Annotated in this window: 13 protein-coding genes, 1 tRNA gene and 1 pseudogene; 11 read left to right on the top strand and 4 right to left on the bottom strand. The window is 68.0% G+C overall.

Annotated elements, in window-relative coordinates:
- Positions 1-37: 37 nt before the first annotated feature.
- Positions 38-2,815 carry a TonB-dependent receptor gene (locus ACP7A3_RS15115; RefSeq protein WP_426290045.1) on the bottom strand — a complete coding sequence of 926 codons (2,778 nt, stop codon included), beginning with the start codon at positions 2,813-2,815 and terminating at the stop codon, positions 38-40.
- Between the two features lie 271 nt (positions 2,816-3,086).
- On the opposite strand from ACP7A3_RS15115, the gene ACP7A3_RS15110 reads away from it, so the two are divergent.
- The 9 genes from ACP7A3_RS15110 (at position 3,087) to ACP7A3_RS15070 (ending at position 18,483) form a co-directional block, all read left to right on the top strand.
- Complete coding sequence (locus ACP7A3_RS15110) at positions 3,087-3,857, top strand: copper homeostasis protein CutC (protein ID WP_231372525.1); 771 nt, start codon at positions 3,087-3,089, stop codon at positions 3,855-3,857.
- A 78-nt stretch (positions 3,858-3,935) separates the two neighbouring features.
- Positions 3,936-4,673, top strand: coding sequence for a GntR family transcriptional regulator (locus tag ACP7A3_RS15105; RefSeq protein ID WP_020486424.1), 738 nt, complete (start codon positions 3,936-3,938; stop codon positions 4,671-4,673).
- Positions 4,674-4,711: 38 nt separating this feature from the next.
- On the top strand, positions 4,712-5,746 hold the full coding sequence (locus ACP7A3_RS15100; RefSeq protein ID WP_426256443.1) for an SIS domain-containing protein: 1,035 nt from the start codon (positions 4,712-4,714) through the stop codon (positions 5,744-5,746).
- Positions 5,743-6,918: an N-acetylglucosamine-6-phosphate deacetylase gene (gene nagA / locus ACP7A3_RS15095; protein ID WP_426256326.1), complete on the top strand. Its 1,176-nt coding sequence runs from the start codon at positions 5,743-5,745 to the stop codon at positions 6,916-6,918. Before ACP7A3_RS15100 ends, nagA begins: the two co-directional genes overlap by 4 nt.
- On the top strand, positions 6,915-9,827 hold the full coding sequence (galA, locus tag ACP7A3_RS15090) for a beta-galactosidase GalA (protein WP_426256327.1): 2,913 nt from the start codon (positions 6,915-6,917) through the stop codon (positions 9,825-9,827). Before nagA ends, galA begins: the two co-directional genes overlap by 4 nt.
- Before the next feature lie 92 nt (positions 9,828-9,919).
- Positions 9,920-12,418 carry a phosphoenolpyruvate--protein phosphotransferase gene (gene ptsP / locus ACP7A3_RS15085; RefSeq protein WP_426256328.1) on the top strand — a complete coding sequence of 833 codons (2,499 nt, stop codon included), beginning with the start codon at positions 9,920-9,922 and terminating at the stop codon, positions 12,416-12,418.
- Between the two features lie 20 nt (positions 12,419-12,438).
- The gene (gene nagE / locus ACP7A3_RS15080; protein ID WP_426256444.1) at positions 12,439-14,127 is read left to right on the top strand and encodes an N-acetylglucosamine-specific PTS transporter subunit IIBC; all 1,689 of its coding nucleotides are present in this window, start codon (positions 12,439-12,441) and stop codon (positions 14,125-14,127) included.
- A 46-nt stretch (positions 14,128-14,173) separates the two neighbouring features.
- Positions 14,174-14,247, top strand: a tRNA-Gly gene (locus tag ACP7A3_RS15075).
- 1,269 nt (positions 14,248-15,516) lie between these two features.
- Positions 15,517-18,483 (top strand): diguanylate cyclase, encoded by a 2,967-nt coding sequence (locus ACP7A3_RS15070; RefSeq protein WP_426256445.1) that lies wholly within the window; start codon positions 15,517-15,519, stop codon positions 18,481-18,483.
- A 61-nt stretch (positions 18,484-18,544) separates the two neighbouring features.
- Here the strand turns inward: ACP7A3_RS15070 and ACP7A3_RS15065 are convergent, their stop codons facing one another.
- Positions 18,545-19,546: an inorganic phosphate transporter gene (locus tag ACP7A3_RS15065; protein WP_043059964.1), complete on the bottom strand. Its 1,002-nt coding sequence runs from the start codon at positions 19,544-19,546 to the stop codon at positions 18,545-18,547.
- A 4-nt stretch (positions 19,547-19,550) separates the two neighbouring features.
- A pseudogene (locus ACP7A3_RS15060) lies at positions 19,551-20,210 on the bottom strand (DUF47 domain-containing protein); the annotation flags it as partial.
- A 286-nt stretch (positions 20,211-20,496) separates the two neighbouring features.
- On the opposite strand from ACP7A3_RS15060, the gene ACP7A3_RS15055 reads away from it, so the two are divergent.
- Positions 20,497-21,024 (top strand): biliverdin-producing heme oxygenase, encoded by a 528-nt coding sequence (locus tag ACP7A3_RS15055; RefSeq protein WP_426256329.1) that lies wholly within the window; start codon positions 20,497-20,499, stop codon positions 21,022-21,024.
- A 143-nt stretch (positions 21,025-21,167) separates the two neighbouring features.
- Positions 21,168-22,010, top strand: a complete 843-nt coding sequence (locus tag ACP7A3_RS15050) for a hypothetical protein (RefSeq protein ID WP_226341733.1) — start codon at positions 21,168-21,170, stop codon at positions 22,008-22,010.
- Here the strand turns inward: ACP7A3_RS15050 and ACP7A3_RS15045 are convergent.
- Positions 21,990-23,207 carry a diguanylate cyclase gene (locus ACP7A3_RS15045; RefSeq protein ID WP_426256330.1) on the bottom strand — a complete coding sequence of 406 codons (1,218 nt, stop codon included), beginning with the start codon at positions 23,205-23,207 and terminating at the stop codon, positions 21,990-21,992. The two genes, ACP7A3_RS15050 and ACP7A3_RS15045, sit on opposite strands and share 21 nt — an antisense overlap.
- Positions 23,208-23,220: the final 13 nt, after the last annotated feature.

Raw genomic sequence — 23,220 nt, 5'->3', positions numbered from 1 at the left:
GGGTGACGCCGGCCGTCGATCGGCCGGCGCCAATATCTTACACGCGGAACGACAAGGCTGCGGAGAACGTGCGACCGTTCTTGTAGAAGGCGGTCGGACGATCCGGGGTCGCGTTATACTGGCGATAGGTTTCGTCGAGCAGGTTCTGCGCGTTCACGCTGAGCACGACGCCGTCCAGCAGGTTGAGGGAGGCGGACGCGTCGAGCTGATTATACGGCGCCACCATCTCGCGCGAGCCGAGGCGGCCGATCGTACGGAAATAAGAGGTGCGGTAGTTGTAGCTGACGCGAGCCTGGAACGGACCCTTTTCGAAATAAGGGATCACGTTGACCGTATGCTTCGACAGATACGGCAGATTCAGCGTCGTGCCCGTGACGTCGACCGACGAGGTGCTGCTATCCTGATAGGAATAGTTCGCCTGCAGGCCGAAACCGCCCCAGATTTCAGCCTGCCCCGACACGAGCACGCCGTTCACCGTCGCCTTCGCGCCGTTGATCGGCTGGCTGACGTTGTACGTGGTGATCCGGTTCTGCAACGCGTTGAAATAGTCGACGTTCTGACGGAACGCGATGACGTAGTTCTTGATGTCGCGGCGGAATAGTTCGACCGCAAGCAGCGTGCCGCTCCGCGGATACCATTCCGCGGTCAGTTCGTAGTTCACCGACTCGTACGGCTTCAGGTTCGGATTGCCGCCGCCGCCGTCGAGCGTGATGTCGTTGAGCGAGGTCGCGGCAGCCAGATCCTGATAGCGCGGACGCGAGATCACCTTGGCCACGGCACCGCGCAAGATGACCTTCGGCGAGATGGTCCAGGCGACGTTCGCGCTCGGCAGGAACTTCAGATAGTCGGTCGCGACACGGGTCGGGATCGGCTGCGGGTTCGCAACGGCGCTGGGCGTGGTGGCGAAATTCGACACATCGCGCGTGTACACCAGCCGACCACCGACGTTGCCGCGAAGCGGACCCTGTTCGAAATTCGCCTGAACATAGCTGGCGATCACGGTCTCGCGTACCTTGGTGGACGCGCCGACCTTCGTGACGAGCGGGCTGTTGATCGCATTCGCCAGAATGTCGATCACGGCCTGATCCGGCAGGTTCAGATACTTGGTCGCGTTGCCCATGCCGCCGCTGCCGTCGAACGTGCCGTCAGGCGTGGTCAGCGTCGTCACGCCGAGCTGGTTCGCCGTGCGTGAGGACGTGAGGTAAGTGTTGATACCGCGAGCGTCCACGCGGTTGACGTGGTCAGTGACCCGCGATCCGATGAGGATCTGCGTGAGCGGGCCCAACGCGACGGGCACGGTGGCGTCGTACCCGCCAAAAATGTCGCGGTCGGTCGTCACGCTGTAATCGAGCCCCCCGATCTGGGCGCCGACAAGCTGCTTGCCGTTGATGATGAGCGGACGCCCCTCGATCTGGGCAGGGTTGTTATTGGGGTTGGTGAAATAATTCGCGGGGTTGGTCAGGTCGCCGGTGAAGTTGACCGTCGCCGAGTCCGGCGTGAACGCATAGCTGTAAGGCAGCTTGGTCTGGACGTTGAAGAGATATTCCGGATTGCGCCCACCGGTTGCCTTCGACCAGCCGCCCGCGAAGGCGATCTTGGCGCCACTGTCGCCTTCCCAATCGGCGAACAGATTGACGTTGTCGGTCTTCAGCTTCGTCCGGCGGACCAGCGTGTCGAGCTGTGCGCTCTGATTGGGAGCGGCGCCGAACGTCGCGCCAGTAACCACGCCGTTGCTCACCGTCGCCGATTGCAGCACGCTGCCGGTCCATGCGCCGGGGATCGTGTACATCGACTGGCTATAATTGTTGTAGTTGCCGTCGATGTGCAGGCCGTTCAGCGTGAACGTCAGGTCAGGACGCGGCCGATACTGGACGGTGCCGGTGACGCTGGCGCGCTGGCGCTGCTGCTGGAAATAGGCATAGTTGATGCCGAACGGCGAGGTTGCCTTATACAGGTCGGCGATCGTGCCGCCGTTGATCGTAGCGCCCTGGCTCTTCAGGCTCAGCGTGCCGTTGGTGCAGTTGACGAACGGGCTGTTGTAAGGGCACGCGCCCGTACCGTTCGGAGCGACATTGTCGTAGCCGAAGAATTCGACGCCCGCGCGGGTCAGGTTCTGCTTGTCGTAGGTGGCTGCGACCAGAATGCCGAACGTCTCGTCGGCATTCTTCCAGCTGTAAAGACCGGACGCGCGAACATTCCCCTTGTCGGAACGGTCGTTGTACGAATAGCCGCCCGAGGCGAAGATCGCATTGGCTGCCAAGTCGAGCGGACGGCGGGTGCGAACGATCACGGTGCCGCCGAGGCTGCCTTCCTCGATACGCGCTTCCGGCGACTTGTAGACTTCCAGCCGGTCGACCAGTTCCGGTGCCAGCAGCGAATAGTTGAAGGTGCGGCTCGACGGATCGTTGTCGTTGCCACCCCAGTCTGCCGAGGCAAGCGCGTGGCCGTCCAGCAGCATGCGGTTGAGCGCCGGATCGGTGCCGAGAATCGCGACCTTCTCGCCTTCGACAAAGCGACGGTCGATGCTGACGCCCGGGATGTGCGAGAGCGATTCCGCGACGTTACGATCGGGGAACTTGCCGACGTCTTCCGCGGTGATGACGTCGACAACGGCGTTGGCGTTCCGCTTGACGTTGATGGCTTCGCGCAGCGACCCGCGATAACCGGTGACGACGATGTCGTCGCCCGCGGCGTCGGTCTGGCCCGAGGTCTGGGTGCTTCCCGTCGGCGTAGCGGTCGGCGCTTCCTGTGCGTGGGCGCTGCCGGCGAATCCGGCAAGAATGGTGGAGACGAGGATCACGTGGCGCAGGCGCATAGGCTGTTCCCTGAATATGGAACACGCCCGGCCGCATGCCCCCCCTTATGTTCCCAACTGCCGCAAAGCCGGCGACAGTGCAGCGACGGCGAAACAGTTACGCGTTTCCTGCTCGTTGCTGCTGCATTGCTACATATCCAATAAAGCCCAAATGGTATATATAAAAACTGTCACATTTATTTTGGTAGGGTAGCTGACCTATTGTGTCGTTTCGCTCTCGTGCGATCAGCCGTTTAGGGTGAAATGCCGTTCCAAAGGAGATTTCGGGGTGATGGTATCGCAAACAGTGGGGCGCTCCCGAGTCGCGCTGGAAATCTGTGTCGAATCGGCGGTGGGCGCGGCGGCGGCGATCGCGGGGGGATGTGACCGGATCGAGCTGTGCAGTGCGCTGGCGCTCGGTGGGCTGACGCCGTCGGCGGGGTTGGTCGCGGACGTCCTCGCGCTGGCGGTGCCAGCGGGTGTGCCCGTGCGGGCGATGGTGCGGCCGCGGGCGGGCGGGTTCGACTATGATGCCGACGATATGGCGCTGGCGTTGGCTGAGGCGCGTGCCCTGGTCGCGACCGGGGTGCAGGGGCTGGTGATTGGCGTGACGGCTGGGGGAAAGCTTGCGGAGCAGGCGATGCGGGCCTGGATCGCGGGGCTTGGCGAGGATCGCCCGCCGCTCACCTTGCACCGTGCGATCGATGTCGTGGCCGACCCGGTGGCGGCGGTCGATGTGGCGGTCGCACTGGGGTTCGACCATGTGCTGACCTCCGGCGGCGCGCGCACCGCGATGGAGGGGGCGGCGACGATCGCGGCGATGGTTGCGCGCGCAGCGGGGCGTTGCACGATCATGGCGGGGGCGGGGGTGGCGGCCGACACGGCAGCCGCGCTGCTGGATGCGACCAATGCGGGCGCGCTGCATGGTTCGGCCAGCGATCCTGCGCCGGCAGTGGAGCGGGACCGCTTTGGCTTCGGTCCGCTGCCGCGCCAGACCAATGCCAATAGAGTCGCAGCGCTGCGACAGGTGATTGACGACAAGTCCAATCTAAGACAATTGTAGCGCAAGGTGCCACTGGCGCCGGTCCGCGTAGCGTGGCACGCCTGATGCCGAAGACGCTTGCGGAAAAGGGGATCGACGATGAGTTTCATGAGCAAGGTGGGGCGGTTTCGCGCTGAAAATCCCTCGCCGCTCTATCTCCAGCTGCAACAGCTGATCCGTGACGCGATCGCCACGGACGTCATCACGCGCGGCGATGCGATCCCCGCGGAGCGCGATCTGGCGGTCGAATATGGCGTGTCGCGCATCACGGTGCGCAAGGCGATCGAGGGGCTGGTCGAGGAAGGCCTGCTGACCCGCCGCCGCGGCGCGGGGACGTTCGTCGCCGGGCGCGTCGAGAAGAACTTCAGCAAATTGTCGTCCTTCTCGGAAGATATGGTGGCGCGCGGGCGCGTGCCGTCGAGCGCGTGGATTTCGCGCGCGGCCGGCATCGTGTCGCCCGAGGAATCGATGGCGCTGGCGCTGTCGCCCAGCGCGCCGGTCTATCGCTTCCAGCGGCTGCGCTTCGCCGACGAGGTGCCGATGGCGCTGGAGCTGTCGACGATCGCCGGTTTCTGCCTGCCGTCGGTCGATGCGGTCGATGCCTCGCTGTACACGGCGCTGACCGAGGCGGGGCATCGCCCAGTGCGCGCGTTGCAGCGGCTGCGTGCGGTGCCGTTCGGCGGCGACCATGCGCGCATGCTGGGCGTCGATCCCGGCTCGCCCGGGCTGCTGATCGAGCGCCGCGCCTTCCTGCGCGACGGCCGCGCGGTCGAATTCACCCGATCCTATTACCGCGGCGACAGCTACGATTTCGTGGCCGAGCTCGCCGACACCTGATCCTTAGCGAAGGGCGCCTTGCTGTGACGACGGATACGATGACGGACACGACGATCGGCACGACGCTGATGCGCGCCGAGACTTTGGAGGCGGGGGCGACCGTCGCGCGGCTGGTCGCACGCAATGCCGAAGCGCTGGCCGCGTTGGGCGAGCGCCTGCGCGCAAACGCGCCCGACGTCGTCGTTACCTGTGCCCGCGGGTCGTCGGATCATGCCGCGACCTATGGCAAATATCTGATCGAGACGATGGTCGGCGTGCCGGTCGCGTCGGCAGCGCCCTCGGTCGTGTCGCTGTTCGATGCGCCGGTGTCGACGCGTCGCGCATTGTGCATCGCGATCTCGCAATCGGGCCGTAGCCCGGACTTGCTCGCGACCGTCGAAGCGCATGCCAAGGCGGGGGCGGAAGTCGTCGCACTGGTGAACGACGAATCGTCGCCGCTTGCCGAGATGGCGGATACGCTGCTGGCGCTGTCGGCCGGGCCGGAGAAGTCGGTCGCGGCCACCAAGTCGTGCATCGCGGCGATGGCGGGTCTTGCCGCGCTGGTCGCGGCCTGGTCGGGCGACGAGGCGCTGAAGGCGGCGGTCGCGGCGCTGCCCGAACAGCTCGATGCGGCGGTGACGCTCGACTGGAGCGCGGGCGTGGACGTGCTCGCCAAGGCCAAGCAAATGTTCGTGATCGGTCGCGGCTATGGCTTCGGCGTGGCGCAGGAATGCGCGCTGAAGCTGAAGGAAACCTGCCAGTTGCAGGCCGAGCCGTTCAGCGCCGCCGAGGTCCGTCATGGGCCGATGGCGATCGTCGGCGAAGGCTATCCGGTGCTGGCGCTCGCCACGTCCGATGCGGCGGGCGAGGACGTGATGGCGGTGGTCGAGACGTTCCGCGAACGCGGCGCGGCGGTGCTGGCGGCGCATGCCGGCGACGACCGCGCAAACCTGCTGGCGCTGGAGGCGCACCCGGCGGTGCAGCCGATCCTGATGCTGGCAAGCTTCTATGGCCTCGCCGAAGCGCTGTCGCGGCATCGCGGCCTCGACCCCGATTCGCCGCCGCATCTCGCCAAGGTGACGCGCACGCTATGAGCACCGCCCATCGCTTCACCAACGGCCACGTCGTGGTCGGCGATGCCGTGTGGCGCGGCGCCGAGATCGTCGTCACCGGCGACCGGATCGCGAGCATCCGCCCGCTCGACGGCGCGGCGACCGATGCGGTCGACTTGGAGGGGGGCTGGGTGATGCCCGGCTTCATCGACACGCAGGTCAACGGCGGCGGCGGCGTGCTGCTGAACGACGAGCCGACCGTCGAGGGCGTGCGCGCCATCGCCGCGGCCCATGCGCGCTATGGCACGACGGCGCTGATGCCGACGCTGATCAGCGACACGCCCGATCGGATCGCGCTGGCGCTGGATGCCGTCGACCAGGCGATCGGCGCGGGCGTGCCGGGCGTCGTCGGTGTGCATATCGAAGGGCCGTTCCTGAACGTCGCGCGCAAGGGCATCCACGATGCCGGGCGTTTCCGCCTGCTCGACGAAGAAATGGTCGCGCTGCTCGCCAAGCCGCGGCGCGGCGTGACGATGGTGACGATCGCGCCCGAACTCGCGAACATCGAACATATCCGCCGTTTGGCGGCGGCCGGCGTGCGCGTCAGCGCGGGGCATACCGAAGTGCCCTATGACACGGCGCTCGCGGCGTTCGACGCCGGGCTGACGGGAATCACCCATCTGTTCAACGCGATGCCGGCGATGGTGCAGCGGACGCCAGGGCTGGTCGGCGCGGCGCTCGACGATCCGCGGCCGTGGTGCGGGCTGATCGTCGATGGCGTGCATGTCGCGCCCGCCGTGCTGCGCATCGCGATCCGCGCACGCGGGCCGGATCGGATGATGCTCGTCACCGACGCCATGTCCTCGGTCGGTGCGGAGCATAAGGACTTCGTTCTGCAAGGGCGCCAGATCCGCGTGGCGGATGGCATCTGCGCGTATGAAGACGGCACGCTCGCTGGATCGGACCTCGATATGGCGACCGCGGTGGCCAATGCGATGGGCATGCTGGGGCTGGAGCCGGCGGTGGCGGCGCGGATGGCGGCGGGCAATCCCGCGGCCTTCCTGGGCCTGGAGGCGGAGCGGGGCACGCTCGCGGCCGGCCTGCGGGCGGACTGGGCGCGACTGACGGCGGCGATGGCGCCGGTCGAGACGGTGATCGGCGGCGTCGCGGTGCCGGGCGCCGCGGCGAAAGAGCATGAGGCGGTAAACGCATGACGATCGACCGGCGGCAGCTTCTCGGGACAGCCGCCGGTGCCGGCCTGACATTGGGTTTGTCGGCGGGATTGCCCGCCATCGCCTCCGCCAAGAGCGCGACGGGCTATGGCGCGCTGCCGATGCCGCAGGCCAACGATCGGCTGCCCGATCCGCTGCCGGTGATCGATCCATCGCGGATCGGCTTCGACACGGGCTGGCTCTTCCACGAGGGCGACGTGATCGTGTCGCCCGCGACGACGCACGAAGAAACGTATCTGCGCGCCAAGGCGGGCAACGCGCGCGGCGCGGCGGCGATGGACTATGACGACAGCGAATGGCGCCCCGTCACGCTACCGCACGACTGGGCGAGCTTCCAGCCGTTCGTCGAGACCGCCAATCCGTCGCAGGGCTACCGTCCGCGCGGGATCGGCTGGTATCGCCGTGCCTTCCGGCTCGATCCCGCCGACGAGGGGCGTTACCTGGAATTGCAATTCGACGGCATCGCGACCAATGCGACCGTCTGGGTGAACGGCAGTCCGGTCGCGCACAATTGGTCGGGCTATAACAGCCTCTACCTCGACATCACGCCGTTCGCCCGGTTCGGGGATGCCCTGAACGTCGTGGCGATCCGCGTCGATGCCGATGCCATGGAGGGCTGGTGGTACGAAGGTGCCGGCCTGTACCGCCACGCCTGGCTGGCGCGGCGCGCACCGGTGTCGATCGAGACCGATGGCGTGCATTGCGATCCGCGCCATGATGGCGGCGACGCCTGGCGCGTGCCGGTGACCGTCACCGCCCGCTCGACCGAGGCGGCGCCGGTGCGCGTGCGCGCGGTGGCGAACCTGGTCGATCCCGACGGGCGGACCGTCGCGACGGCGACGAGCGCGCTGGTGGCGGTGCCATCGCTCGACGCTGCGGAGCTGACGACGACGCTGACCATCGCGCGCCCGCAGCGCTGGTCGGTCGAGACGCCGACGCTCTACACGGTGGCGGTGGCTCTGGAACGCGACGGCAAGAGCGTCGACGCGCGGCGGGTGCAGGTCGGCTTCCGCACGATCCGCTTCGATGCCGACAAGGGCCTTTTTCTCAACGATCAGCACGTCAAGCTGAAGGGCGTGTGCCTGCACCTCGACCACGCCGGTGTCGGCACGGCGGTGCCCGACACGCTGCTGATGTGGCGGCTGGAACGGATGAAGGAGCTGGGCTGCAACGCGATCCGCTGTTCGCACAACGCGCCCGCCACCGCCTTCCTGCAACTGTGCGACCGGATGGGGTTCCTCGTCATGGACGAGAACCGCAACTTCAATCCCTCGCCCGATTATATGGCGCAGCTGGAATGGCTGGTGCGGCGCGACCGCAATCACCCCAGCGTCATCCTGTGGTCGGTGTTCAACGAAGAGCCGATGCAGGGCACGGCGGCGGGTGTCGAGATGGTGCGGCGGATGGAAGCCGCGGTGCGCCGCCTCGACGACAGCCGGCCAGTGACCGCGGCGATGAACGGGTCGTTCTTCAACCCGCACAATGTGTCGAGCGTCGTCGACGTCGTCGGGTTCAATTACTATCCCGGCGATTACGACAAGTTCCACGCGCTGAACCCCGCCAAACCGATGACGAGTTCGGAAGATACCAGCGCATTCATGACGCGCGGGGCCTTTGCCGACGATGCCGCGGCGCATGTCCTGTCGTCGATGGACGATCATGCCGCGGCCTGGGGCGAGACGCATCGCGCCGGCTGGGCGAAGATCGCAGGCCGGCCGTTCGTAGCGGGCGGCTTCGTGTGGACGGGCTTCGACTATCATGGCGAGCCGACGCCCTACGCCTGGCCGACGATCGCGAGCTTCTTCGGGATCCTCGACCTCTGCGGTTTTCGCAAGACCGCCTATGACATCCACCGCGCCGGCTGGATCGACGACGCACCCGTCATCGGCATTGCGCCGCATTGGACGTGGCCGGGCAAGGAAGGCCAGCCGATCAAGCTGCTCGTCATGTCCAATGCCGAACGGATCGTCGTGACGCTGAACGGCCGGGTCGTTGGCGAGGGGGCGGTCGACCGGCTGATGGGGAACAGCTTCACCGTGCCCTATGCGCCGGGAACGCTGGAGGCGATCGCGTATCGCGGCGGGCGCGAGGTCGCGCGGGCAGGGCATGAAACGGTCGGCGCGCCGGTCGCGCTGCGCCTAACGCCGGCGCGGCGTGTGATGGCGGGCGATGGCGAGGACGTGCAGCCCGTCACCGTCGATGCGGTGGATGCGAAGGGCCGGTATGTGCCGACCGCGAACCTGCCGGTCGGCTTCGCGATCGAGGGCGCTACGATCATTGGGCTGGGCAATGGCGATCCCAACAGCCACGAGCCCGAAAAGGGCAATGCCCGATCGCTGTTCAACGGACTGGCGCAGGTGATCGTGCAGGCGGATGCGGCGCCGCGCGGGCGCATCACGCTGCGCGCGACGGCGCCCGGCCTGAAGCCGGCGACGCTGCGGATCGACCGGCTTGCGGCAACGCCGCGGGTGCAGGTGCCGACGGCGACGATGGTGCGCACGATCGATTCGTGGCGTCGCTCGCCGCGGCTGAGCGCCAAGCCCGACGCCAGCCTGGCGCCGGCGGATGGCGACAATAACAGCTGGAGCTTCGTCCGCAGCGGGACCGCGACTGCGCCCGAACCCCAGGGGGGCTGGCAGGTCTATCGCGCGCGCGTCACGCCGATCCGCGCGATCGCCGCCAAGGGTGGCCGCATCGCCTTTGCCGCGGTCGCCGGGCGGGCGGAGCTGTGGGTCGACGGCGTGCGGATCGCCGACAAGGCCGATGCGGCGACCGGACCAATTGCAGCCGCCCTGCCAGCTGGTGGCGGCGAGCGGGCTATCGTGTTGATCGTGCAGGCGGATGCGCAGGCGCCGTCGGGAATTGTCGGGCCCGTTGCACTCTCCCGTTGATGTTACAGATTTACTTTGCGATTGGTATTCAATCGGTATGATCGCCCCGTCAGGGAGCGGTAGCGGACGGCAACGGCCGAAGGGATGACGGGATGATCGACGTGCAGCTGAAGGCGCCGCTGGCAGGATGGGTGCTGCCGCTCGGTGGGATTCCCGATCCGGTGTTCGCCGAGGGCATGATGGGGCCGGGGCTGGGCATCGATCCCGTCGGCGACACGCTGCACGCCCCCTGCGACGCGACCGTGCTGACCGTCCACGCTGCCGGCCATGCCGTGACGCTGGGGCTGGGCGAGGGCGTCGCGCTGCTGATGCATATCGGCATCGACACCGTCGCGATGGCCGGCAAGGGCTTCACGCCGCTGGTCGCGCCGGGCGATGCGGTGCGCAGCGGCGATCCGCTGATCCGCTTCGATCTCGACGCCGTGGTGCTCGGCGCCGCGTCCGCGGTCACGCCGGTGATCGTCGTCGAGGGCGCCGCGGTGTCGCTGGCCGATGCGGCGGGCGAGGGGCTGGTCGCGGTCGGCGATCCGCTGGTCCGTATCGTCAGCGGTGCAGCCGGCGCCGCCACCGCCGCCGCGTCCGGCGAGACGGTGCGCCACGAGACGATCGTGCGCCTGCCGCACGGGCTGCACGCGCGCCCGGCCGCGCGGATCGTCGCGGCGGTGCGCGAGAGTGGCGCCGACGTCCAGCTCATCGCCGCGGGTCAGACGGCCGCGGCATCGAGCCCGATCGCCTTGCTGTCGCTGGGGCTCGCGACGGGTAGCCCGGTGACGATCGTCGCACGCGGCAGCGGTGCCGAGGCGGTGATCGCCGCGATCGAGGCGCTGTTGACGCATGAGGTGGAGGATGGCGCGGCGCCAGCCCCCGCCGCCCGGCCGGTGGTGCGCGCCACCCCGGCGACGCTGCCGCCGGGCGTGCTGGGCGGTGTGTCGGCGGCGCCGGGCCTCGCGATCGGCCCCGCCTTTTGGTTGCGCGCCGAACTGCCCGACGTGCCCAGCGCCGGCGAGGGCGTCGTCGTCGAGCGCGAGCGGCTCGCCGCCGCCATCGCCAGCGTCGATGGGGCGCTGGATGCAGAGGCCGCCCGACCCGGTCATCTCGGCGGCGTGCTGCAGGCGCATCGCGCGATCCTGGCCGATCCGGATTTGCGCGCGCGGGCCGATGCGGCGGTGGCCAACGGCTTGTCGGCCGCCGCGGCGATGCTGAGCGCGGCGGAGACGCAGGGCGCGGCGCTGCGCGCCTCCGGCAACGCGCGCATCGCCGAGCGGGCGGACGACATTCGCGACGTGGCGCTGCGGGTGGTGCATGCGATCCTCGGCACGCAGCCGGCCTTGGCCAGCGTGCCCGCGGGGGCGATCGTGCTCGCCGACGAATTGCTGCCGTCGCAGCTGGGCGCCCTGTCGGCGGCAAAGGTGGCGGGCTTCGCTTTGGCAGGAGGCGGGCCGACGTCGCACGTCGCGATCCTTGCGGCGGGCATGGGCGTGCCGATGGTGGTGGCGCTCGGCACGGCGATCAACGCCATTGACGACGGCGCGGTGCTGATGCTCGACGCCGATGCGGCGATCCTGATCCCCAATCCGACCGAGGAATGCCTCGCCGCCGCGCGCGACACGATCGCGCAGCGCGCCGCGGACGAAGCGGCGGCGCTCGCCGCGGGCGACCGCCCGGCGACGACTGCGGACGGACAGGCGATCCACGTCTATGCCAATCTGGGGAACCTCGCCGATGCGCAAGCCGCCGCGGCACAGGGGGCGGAGGGCTGCGGCCTGTTGCGCACCGAATTCCTGTTCCTCGATCGGGCGACGCCGCCCGCCGTCGCGGAACAGGCGGCGGATTATCGCGGCATCGTCGCAGCATTGCCCGACCGGCCCGTCGTGATCCGCCTGCTCGACGTCGGCGGCGACAAGCCGGCGCCTTATCTGGATATCCCTGCGGAAGAGAATCCCGCGCTCGGCCTGCGCGGCATCCGCGTCGCGCTTGCCCGGCCGGAGGTGCTCGATGCGCAGCTGCGCGCGATCCTCTCCGTCCCCGATGTCGCGCGGTGCCGGATCATGGTGCCGATGGTCGCGAGCGTCGACGAGATGGTCGCGGTGCGTGCCGCGCTCGATGCCCTGCGCGACGAACTCGGCGTCGGTCCGGTGCAGCTCGGCGCGATGGTCGAAACCCCCGCCGCCGCCGCAACCGCGGACCTGATTGCGGCGCACAGCGACTTCCTGTCGATCGGCAGCAACGACCTCACCCAATATGTGCTGGCGATGGACCGCGGCAATCCGGCGCTCGCCGCCGGGATTGACGGGCTGCACCCCGCCGTGCTGCGCCTGATCGAGATGACCTGCCGCGGCGCGGCGACGCGCGGCGTGCCGGTCAGCGTCTGCGGCGGGCTTGCCGCCGATCCGCTCGCCGCGCCCATTCTGGTCGGCCTCGGCGTGCGCACTTTGTCGGTGCCGCCGGCGCGTGTGCCCGCGATCAAGGCGCTCGTCGCGCGACTGACGCTGCCCGCGGTGCAGGACCTTGCCGCCGCCGCTCTCTCTGCCGCCAGTGCCGCCGAGGTCCGCGGCCGTGCCCGACGTTTCGCCGAGGAGGCCGCCCGATGAGCCAGTCCCGCTTTTCCGTGATGAGCTTCCTCCAGCCGCTCGGCCGTGCGCTGATGCTGCCCATCGCGGTGCTGCCCGTCGCCGGCCTGCTGCTGCGGCTGGGGCAGCCGGACCTTTTGAACATCGCCTTCGTCAGCGCGGCGGGGGATGCGATCTTCGCGCATCTTGGGCTGCTCTTCGCCGTGGGCGTCGCCACCGGCTTCGCACGCGACGGCAACGGTGCCGCGGTGATGGCGGGCATCGTCTGCTATCTGACCATCGGCAACACCGCGCAGATATTTCTCGTGCCGCCCCCCGGCACGGTGCCGCCGGGCACCGCGGATGCCATCGCCGCGACGTTGGCGACGGCGTGGAAGGGCGCGGCGATCGACAAGCTGCAGGTGCCGATCGGCATCATCGCAGGCCTGGTCGGCGGCTTGTTCTACAATCGCTTCGCCACCGTAAAGCTGCCCGAATATCTCGCCTTCTTCGGCGGGCGGCGGCTGGTGCCGATCCTCGCTGGCCTTGCAGGCCTGGCGATCGGCGCGCTGCTGGGGCCGAGCTATGCGGGGATCAACGCGGGCGTTGATGCGCTGAGCCGCGGCGTCGTCGCCGCGGGCGGCTTCGGCCTGTTCGCCTTCGGTCTGCTCAACCGGCTGCTGCTGGTGACGGGCCTGCACCACATTCTCAACAACGTCGCCTATTTCGTCGTCGGCGATTATCACGGCAAGACCGGCGACCTGACGCGTTTCTTCGCCGGCGATCCGACCGCGGGCGGCTTCATGAGCGGGTTCTTCCCGGTCATGATGTTCGGCCTGCCCGCCGCCTGCCTCGCCATGTACCACGCCGCCGCGCCCGATCGCCGCAAGGCGGTGGGTGGCATGCTGTTCAGTCTGGCGCTCACCTCGTTCCTGACCGGCGTGACCGAGCCGATCGAGTTTAGCTTCATGTTCCTCGCGCCCGTGCTGTACGCGATCCACGCGGTGCTGACCGGCCTGTCGGAAGCGATCATGAACGCGCTCGGCGTGCGCATGGGCTATGGCTTTTCGGCGGGCCTGTTCGATTACGTGCTGAACTACGGCAAGGCGACGAAGCCGCTGATGCTGCTGCCCGTCGGTGCGGTCTATGCGCTGGTCTATTACACGCTGTTCCGCTGGGCGATCGTGCGGTTCGACCTCAAGACGCCGGGCCGGGAGCCGGTGGAGGCGGGGGCCGCACCCGCCGCCGCCGTCCCCGCGGATGCCAAGGCCGCGGCCTTCGTTGCCGCGCTGGGCGGGCGGGCCAATCTGCGCAGCATCGACGCCTGTGCCACGCGCCTGCGCCTGGGCGTGTCGGACGCCACCGCGATCGACGAAGCGCGCCTGCGCAGCCTCGGCGCGCGCGGCGTGCTGCGTCCGTCCGGGACGTCGGTGCAGGTGATCGTCGGCGGCATCGCGGATGCGCTCGCGATGGACATGCGCGCGGCGCTGGATGCGGGGGACGCGGCGGATGCGGGTGGGGGCGTCGCGCCTGTCGCTGCCGCGCCGACCCCGGCCGCGGCGCCGGTGGACCTGTCGCCGATGCTGCAAGCGGCGCTGGGCGGCAGCGGCAATGTCGCCTCGGCCAGCCGCCACGGCACCCGCCTGCGCATCGTCGTTACCGATCGGAACCGCGTCGATGCCGTGGCGCTGGCGGCCCAAGGCCGTGCGCTGGCCTGGGCCGCACCCGACACGTTGCACCTGCTGACCTGACACACCGCTTGCATCCCCGCGGCGGCCCGGCTAACCGGGCGCCTGCGCGGGTGTAGCTCAATGGTAGAGCAGCAGCTTCCCAAGCTGAATACGAGGGTTCGATTCCCTTCACCCGCTCCAATCTCCCTCCTGTGAACCGGCTCGAACCCTAGTGGGGAACGGGGGATGTCGCCTTTTGGGAGGAAAGCGGACGTAGAGATTGAGCACCACAGCGCAGCGCCGGTGCCTCTTACTTTGATTGACCGCGTAGCCTGACGACAGTTCGAGTGGCGTTCCATAACCGTTGCCCCTTGAAAATGGAGCGTACGCGCTCGCGCATCGTAGGTGGGGTTGGGTCGACATCCAATATCGCCTCCTCCGCGGAAGTTGCTTCTTGAAAGCAGTGAGGTGCAACTAAAGCGCCAATCTGGTCCGGCGGGGAAACATGGTCATCTATTTTCTCTGCGTTACGCTCTAAGCATTCGCGGTATCGGGTGCTCGCCGCTGTCGCCTTCGCCTTCCTTGCTGGATCGACAATTTGGACCTTTGGAGGCGCTTGCATTGCTTGAATTAGCGGTGCCATAAATCTTCTCCACGGTACATATTTACGCAGAAGTCGCTGTAGGGCCACCTGATGATCGCTTCCAGATAGCACACGCGGAAAGCTTCGCAATCGAACGGCGTCAATTCGCGGCGCTGGTCCAATGTCCGCTATTGCGGCGAAAGCGGAACATCCACTTTCGAAAAAAAACGAATAGCCTACGCTAAATCTTCAACTCGACGGTGGTTAGGGCAGACTCCTGAATTCCGTCGGTAGGGGCTGGCCAAGGAAATTGGACCTGATGAATGACCGCTTCCGGGCCTGCAAAAAGCAAAGCGCTCGCTGATCTGCGCGGTCGTATGGCTCTTCGAACAATACGATCTGTGTGTTCGGCCGGAAGGTGTTTTGTTTTGTGAGCAAGTCCGCCTCCCGTAAGCGGCGTACTACTACTTTAAGACCGCACGCACGAGCATCGCGTGCGTACTCCGCCACTGTTTCAGGGCGGCCAGCCATACCAACACGCGGGTCACGAAACTGCGGAGGCGCATCGGCGTGGGACGCTATCGCAGCGGCGAGAACAAGCGCGAGCATGACACGAGGTTATCACTGACCGGTCGGGCCGCAATATCATAACCTTACAGGCATAACGTCCGCTACCGGACGTTCGCCGCCTTTCACTGAGGCACCGGTGAGCCGGTTACGACCATCCAGCGTGAAGCGCTGCCCGCTGCCAGCGGCGGCGTCGCGATAATCCGCCAAAATGGGCACATGCGTGAAGCGTCCGGTTCGAGCCTGTTAATATCCTTGCGTTACATCGCGTTCGTCATCGACCGGAGTGGGTAGTGCGGCGCGGAGTGAGGTTTGGACGGGTGTTGGCGCTCGCGCCGATCGGCATGCTGGCGGTGGCGTCGGCAGCCGTGCCGGCTGCGCCACCCGCCGCGCATCGCGAATCGATCGAAGGATTCGCCAAGGATGCGTGGTCGACGTCCGCGGGCCTGCCGCACAATGCCGTCCATGCGATCACCCAGACCGGGGACGGATATCTGTGGTTCGCGACATGGGAAGGCGTGGCGCGCTACAATGGCGTCGGCTTCACGACCTTTTCGCGGATGTCGACGCCCGCCTTGCCCGACAGTGCGATCGCGACGATCGCTGCCGACCGGTTGGGCAACCTGTGGACGGGCGATACCCGCGGCAATCTGGGGCGGCGCGATCCTGCCGGGCGCTGGCGGTTCTGGGGGCGGGCGCAGGGCATGCCGCGGGCCGCGATCAACCGGATGGCGGTGGACGACGCGGGTCGCGTCTGGGTGGGCTTCGACCGGCTGGGGATCGGACGACTCGATCTCGATGGTCGCTTCACGGTGCTGCGCGGGCCGATGGGGAAGCCGATCACGGTCTTGCGGATCGCCATCGACGCCGAAGGGCGGCCGTGGCTGGGGACGCTGGACGGCGCCTATCGTGCCGATCGCGCCGGTCGCCTGCGCGCCATGTCGGCCGAACTGGGCCTGCCGCCGGGACAAGCGATGCCCTTCCGCGACAAGGCGGGACACGTCTGGCTGACGGCGGGATCGTCGCTGTATCGCGTCGAGGGGGGGCGTGCGGTCCTCGTGTTCCGGCAACCCGACGGCAAACGCTTCAGCGACTTTCTGCATGCCACGAACGGCGACCTGTGGCTGGGCACGGAGAATGATGGTCTGCTGCGGGTGAAGGGCACGCGCGTCGATCACTTTTCGACGCGCAACGGCCTGCCCGAGGGGCGGATCACCGCGCTGTTCGAGGATCGCGAACACAGTATCTGGGTGGGCGCCAATGGCGGGCTGTTCCGGCTGCGCAAGGCGCTGTTCGCCAATCTGCGGGACGAAGACGGCCTGTCCGGCAATTACGTCCGGGCGCTCGCCGAGACGCGGGACGGCAGCCTGTGGGTCGGATCGAGCAAGGGGCTGGACGTGGTGCCCCCGTCGGGCGTGCCGCGACCGGTGCCGCTGGGCCCGGCCGCCAATCGCGTATCGGTCATGAGCCTGTCGGCCGGGCCGGACGACCTGCTGACGATCGGCACGTTCGGCGATGGTGTGTTGCAGGCGCGCGGCGGGCGGGTCGTCCGACGCATCACCCAGGCGCAGGGTCTGCCGGCCAATCACGTCCGCGCCTTCGCGCAGGCGCGGGGCGGGGGCGTCTGGGCGGGGACTCAGCGCGGCGTCGCGCTGATCGACCCTTCCGGCCACGTCCGCCTGCCGCGCACGCACGATCTGCCGGCCGAGATCGTCTATGCGCTGTCGGAAACGCCCGAGGGGCTGTGGGTCGGCACGGTGAGCGGCGCATGGCTGTGGAACCACAGCGGCGTGCATCGGATCGACATCATGGGCGCGGGCCAGGCCAACAGCGTCTTCGGTTTCTTCCATGATCCGGAAACGGGCGACACCTGGATCAGTACCGATCGCGGCCTGTTCCGGCATCGTCGCGACGGCCAGCTGGACCATATCGGCATCGAACGCGGCATGCCTGTGGACGGGCTGTTCCAGATGACGGTCGGGCGCGGCGGATCCGCCTGGATCGGCAGCAACAAGGGCATCGTTCACGTCTGCTTCAAGGCGCTGCGTCTGGCTGCGGACGGCCAGCTGCCCCGTATCGCGCCCGATCTGTTCACCGCGCTGGACGGCCTCGCCAGCGCGCAGAGCAACGGTGCGTCGGGGCCGACGACCCTGCAGCGGCGCGACGGAACGATCTGGATCGCGACGGCGGAGGGGGTGGCGTTCGTCGACCCGCGCCGGCTGGCCCACTTCCGCTTCATGTCGCCGCCCGCGGTCGCGATCGAAAGCGTCGAGGCCGATGGTCAGCCGATGACCGCGGGGCCGGACGGGGCGTACGTGCTGCCGGCGGGAACGCACCGCCTGACGATCGCTTATGCGGGCCTCAGCTACCTGTTGCCGCAGGGTATTCGCTATCGCACGCAGATGGACGGCTTCGATACCGGCTGGGTGGATCGCGAGTCGCAGCGGACGGCGGAATTCACCACCCTGCCGCCCGGCACCTATACCTTCCGCGTCCAGGCGGCGCAGGCGCGTGGCGCCTGGGGGCCGGACAAGACGATCACGGTGCGGCTGGAACCGTTCCTCTGGCAACGCTCATGGTTCCAGCTGGCCTGCGCTGCGCTGGTCATTCTGGCGCTGTGGTGCCTGCACCGCTGGCGGACGCTGGCGATGGCGCGGCGCGAACGGCAGCTCGCGCGGCTGGTCGATGCGCGCACCGCCGAGCTGCGACAGCAGAGCCATGTGCTGGAAGAGGTGGCGCAGGAGCGCGAGCAACTGCTCGACCGCCTGCGGGGACAGGCCGATGCGCTGGAGCAATTGGCGAACGAGGACCCGCTGACCGGGGTCGCCAATCGCCGTCGCTTCAACGACATACTGTCGCACGTCGCGACGATCAGCGCGCAGGACGGGCGCCATTGGTCGCTGGCGATCGTCGATATCGACCATTTCAAGCAGGTCAACGATCGCCATTCGCATGTCGTCGGCGATCTGGCGCTATGCGCGGTGGCCGAGGTGCTGCGCCATGCGGCGCCCGCGGATCATCTGGTCGCGCGACTGGGCGGCGAGGAATTCGCGCTGCTGATGCCCGACACCGATGCCGTGCAGGCGGCGCGCATCGGGGAGCGGATCCGGACGGCGGTGCAGCAGCGCGATTACCGGGGCATCGCGCCGGATCTTGCGATCACGATCAGCATCGGCGTCGCGACCTGCGCAATGCGCGGCGTGGACGCCGCGACCATCTTCCAGGCGGCGGATGCCGCGCTGTATCGCGCCAAGGCATGGGGGCGGAATCGCGTGGTGGCGGACTGAGGACGCCCTTGCTCACAATAACGCGGCGGGCGAGACTGGCTCGCCCGCTTCGAACGATGCCTTATCGGCTCAGCAGAGCGGCCGCTTCGTAGAAGGCCGCGCCGATCAGGCCGGCGGCGGGGAGGGTGACGACCCAGGCGACGACGATCCGGCTGGCGACGTTCCAGCGCACCGCCGACAGGCGCCGCGCCGATCCGACACCAACGATCGCGCCGGTGATCGTATGCGTCGAGGATACGGGGATGCCGCCCATCGTCGCCATGAACAGCGTGATCGCGCCGCCGGTTTCCGCGCAGAAACCCTGCGCCGGCGTCAGCCGCGTGATCTTGGACCCCATCGTGTGGACGATCTTCCACCCGCCCGACATGGTGCCGAGCGCCATTGCGGCCTGACAGGACAGGACGACCCAGAAGGGTACGTGGAATTCACCGCCCAGCATGCCCTGCGAATAGAGCAGGACAGCGATGATCCCCATCGTCTTCTGCGCGTCGTTGCCGCCGTGGCCCAAGCTGTAGAGCGCGGCCGAGACGAGCTGCAATTTGCGGAAGCGCCGGTCGACGCCCATGGGGGTCAGCTTCAGCGACGACCAGGCGACCGCCAGCACCAGCATGAGCGCGAGGATCAGGCCGACCGCGGGCGACAGGAAGATCGCGGCCACCGTCTTGCCGACACCGGCCCAGACGACGCTGGAAAAGCCTGCCTTCGAGATGCCGGCGCCGAGCAGCCCGCCGATCAGTGCGTGGCTGGACGACGACGGGATGCCGTAGCGCCACGTGATGACGTTCCACGCGATCGCGCCCATCAGCGCGCCGAAGATCACCTGCGGGTCGATGATCTGCGCATCGACGATGCCCTTGCCCACCGTCTGCGCGACGTGCAGGCCGAAGACGGCGAAGGCGATGAAGTTGAAGAAGGCGGCCCACAGCACCGCGTGATGCGGCTTCAGGACGCGGGTCGAAACCACCGTCGCGATCGAATTGGCGGCGTCGTGCAGCCCGTTCAGAAAGTCGAACAGCAGCGCGACGCCGATCAGCGCGACCAGCAGCGTGAAGGAGATCGTCATCGGATCACGCGTGATCGATCACGAGACCCTGGATCTCGTTTGCGATATCCTCGAACCGGTCGGCGATCTTTTCCAGATGGCTGTAGATTTCACGATCGACGATGAAGCGCATCGTCTGGTTGTCGCCGCATTCCTTGAACAGCGCGCGCAGGCCCTGGGCGTGATGCTTGTCCACCTCGCCCTCCAGCGCAACCAGCCGTTCGGTCAGCTGGTGCAGGCGGGGGGCGTTGCTGTCGAGCTTGCGCAGCAGCGGGATCGCTTCGGCGGTGACGCGCGCGGCTTCGGCGGCCAGATCGGCCATCGCGCGCATGTCGGGCGCGAAGGCTGTGACGCCGTACAGGTCGATCGTCATCGCCGTCTGATGCATCTGGTCGATCGAATCGTCCATCACGCCGATCAGGTCGGTGATCGCGGAGCGGTCGAACGGCGTCACGAAGACGCGACGCACGTCCTGCAACACCGCGCGGGTGATGTCGTCGGCCTCATGTTCGCGATGCTCGATCTCCGCGATGTGCTGCGCGATCGCGCCATCGCCGCTGAACAGCTGTTGCAGGGCATCGGCACCGGCGACCAGCGTGGCGGCGTGCGCCTCGAACTGTTCGAAGAAGCGACCCTGCTTCGGCATCAGCGCCTGGAACCAGGCAACCATAAAAGACCTTTCAGTAATGGCGCGGCGCGCATGGAGCCGGGAGAGGCGGCACGCAAGCCGTTTCTGCCCGTTGCGCCGGACCGGGACGGATGGGTGACGCGCGGGAAGCGGCCACTTGTCCGGCGGAAGACACATCGGCCATGCCGAGTTTCCATGACGATAGCATGACTCATCGCGAATTGCGCCAGCCCGCGTGAGGGGTGGGGCAAGGCCTGAAAAATCGGGGTCGGCAGGACCGGGCGGTACGGCCCCGGCCTTACGCGCGCTCGACAAGGGCGCGCGCGCGGGGCAGGGCCGTGGCATGTCCTTCGTCGCCACGCTCCGCGCCGCCACCGCCATCGATCACGAGCGGGTGGACGCCGCCTTCGGCACGATGCGCCTCGACGAGCGCGAAGATTATCGCCGCATGCTCACCGCCCATGCCCGCGCCGTGCCGGGGGTCGAGGCGGTGCTGGCCCGCGCCGACCCCGCCTGGGGCTTGCTCGCCTGGACGCCGCGTACCCCCTTGCTGGTATCGGACCTGGCCGCGCTCGATGTCGGCATGCCGGATCCATTGCCCTTCGATCTGCCGAGCCAAGAGGCTGCGACCTGGGGCGCGCTCTATGTTGCGGAGGGTTCGCGGCTGGGCGGGCAGGTGCTGGCGCGCGGCATCGCCGCGGGCCTGCCGCATGCCTATCTGTCGGCGCGTCACGCGCCCGGTGCCTGGCGGGCGCTGTTGGCAAGCCTCGACGCGCGCGTCGCGACGGCTGTGCCGGGATGGCGTGAGGGAGTGGTGGACGGCGCCAAGGCGACCTTCGCGCTGTTCATGGCCGCACATGCCAAGAGGTAGCGGCAGATTGACGTAGATTTAACCGTCATTACTCATTTTGGCGTAAGATAAGTCCAAAATGCTACGCTTTTGCCAGCGTACCTGTCATTCGCGAGCCGGGGTGAAAGGGGGGTCGTGGACCAATGGCGCCGAACGTCGGCAAAGTGACATTCTTGCTGGCAGAGATGCAGACGCGGATCAACGCGGCCGGCCTGCGCAGCTTCGAAGGCGACGTCGACCGCTTCGCCATCTTCTCGCTGATCGTGCGCGAAAGTCTGCGCCGCAATCCGCGCGGCAAGGCAATATCGACGCATTCGCTCGCCATCTCGCTGTCGCGCTCGTTCGAAACGGTACGCCGCCACGTCATCGCGCTGACCGAGGCGGGTCTTTGCGTGCGCGGACAATACGGCGTGCTGGTGCGCGCCGAGGTGCTGGAGCGGCCCGACATCGCCGCGATGATGCGACTGGCGCACGACAGTTTCGTCTGCTTCGTCGAGGGGCTGGAACAGCTCGGCGAGTGGACCGGCGCCCGGCCCGCCGCCAAGCCCTATGATCCGCAGGTCGGGATTGCGGCGTCGGTCGACGTGATGCTGGCGGCGGTCGACAGTAACCGGACCATCCATCGCAACTGGCTGGATCTGATGCTGTTTTCGACCGTCCTCTATGCGAACCTGCAACGTAGCCGCGCCGCAGGACAGCCATTCGGTTTCGGCCCCGACCATGCGGTGCGGCCCGCCGCGCTCGCCGAGGCGATGAGCCTGCCGGAAACCACGGTCCGCCGGCGATTGAAGCTGCTGGTCGAAGAGGCGGGGTCGCTGGAGCGGGTGGCCAAGGGGTATATCGTGTCGGATGCGTGGATGGCCCAGCCCGGCGCCGCCGAGACCAGCGCGCGCACCTACAGCAACATTCGCCTGATCGTGACGCATGCCGTGGCCAACGGCTTTCCGATCGACCGGCCGGCCAGCGTCTATATCGACGGCCGTCCGTCAGCCGTCCAGTTCGTCTGAGCGATTGCCCGGCTGCGACTGGAGCACGCGGTTCTTGCCCCGCCGCTTGGCGAGGTACAGGGCTTCGTCGGCGGTGCGCATCGCGCTGGCCGGATTGCCGTAAAAGGCCGCGACGCCAGCCGAGAAGGTCAATTGCCCGATCCCTTCGCCCGTCGTCTGGTTGACGAGCGTGCGGGCGGCGAGCGCTTCGCGCGCGATGTCCAGCCGGTCGATCGCGTCGGCCGGCTCCATATCCTCGAACAGGCAGGCGAATTCTTCGCCACCGTGCCGCGCGACGAAGGCGGCGACGCCCAGTTCGCGGCACAGATGCTTGCCGATCATCTTTAGCACGCGGTCGCCGGCATCATGGCCGTGGCGATCGTTGATGCTCTTGAAATTGTCGATGTCGCAGATCGCGACGCTGTGGCGGGATTCGGCCCAGTCGATGTCGGTGTCGCCGCTCAGCGCGCGCAAGCGTGCGTCGAAGCTGCGCCGATTGGGCAGGCCGGTCAGGTGATCCTCGTCCGCGGCCCGCTGCGCTTCCTTCAAGGTGGTGCGCAGCGTCTCGGTTTCGCGGCGGGTCTCATCGAGCCGCTCGGCGAGCTGCTGGGTGCGGGCGACGGCGGCGGCGGTCAGGTCGATCAGTCGCGCCACGGTGCCGCGCGGATCGCGATCCAGACCGTCCGCCTCCGCGCTCAGCGCCGTCTCATAGTCGCGCGTCGACGCTTGTCCCTGACGGATCACGCGCTCCGAGTCGCGCAGGCGCCGGGACAGCGTGTCGGCCATGGACGCCATGCGTTCGGCCTGACGATGGGTCTCCGCCTCGGCCTGCCCCGCCAGGCCATCGACGAACTCCGGATCCAGGCGCCCGGCCCGTGCCAGCTCGTCGTCGATCGCGCGCGTCAGCCGGTTGTCCTCGCCCAGCACATAGCGGCGGGCGATCCGAAAGTGCGCTTCGGTCGGCGACAGATCGTGGGCCGACAGGAAATCGCCGATCTGTGCGAACAGCCGTCGTCCCGCCTCACGACGGGCGTCTTCCCCCGACCCTGAGATGCGCGTCGCGCCGCCGGTCAGCCAGGACGACAGACGGGCCATGCGCGACGGCGCCGTATCGTGGGGCATGACGGGCGGCAGGGCGTCGATGCCGCGCGCTCCCGCGATGCGTGGCCCGGACATCGCCGTCCCACGCGCATCGCCATGGCTCAATGGCACCGTCATCCGTCACGTTCCC

This window comes from Sphingomonas sp. DC5200-1, assembly GCF_049897245.1.
Taxonomy (GTDB): domain Bacteria; phylum Pseudomonadota; class Alphaproteobacteria; order Sphingomonadales; family Sphingomonadaceae; genus Sphingomonas; species Sphingomonas aquatilis.
This window is presented reverse-complemented; position numbering and strand designations above follow the sequence as displayed.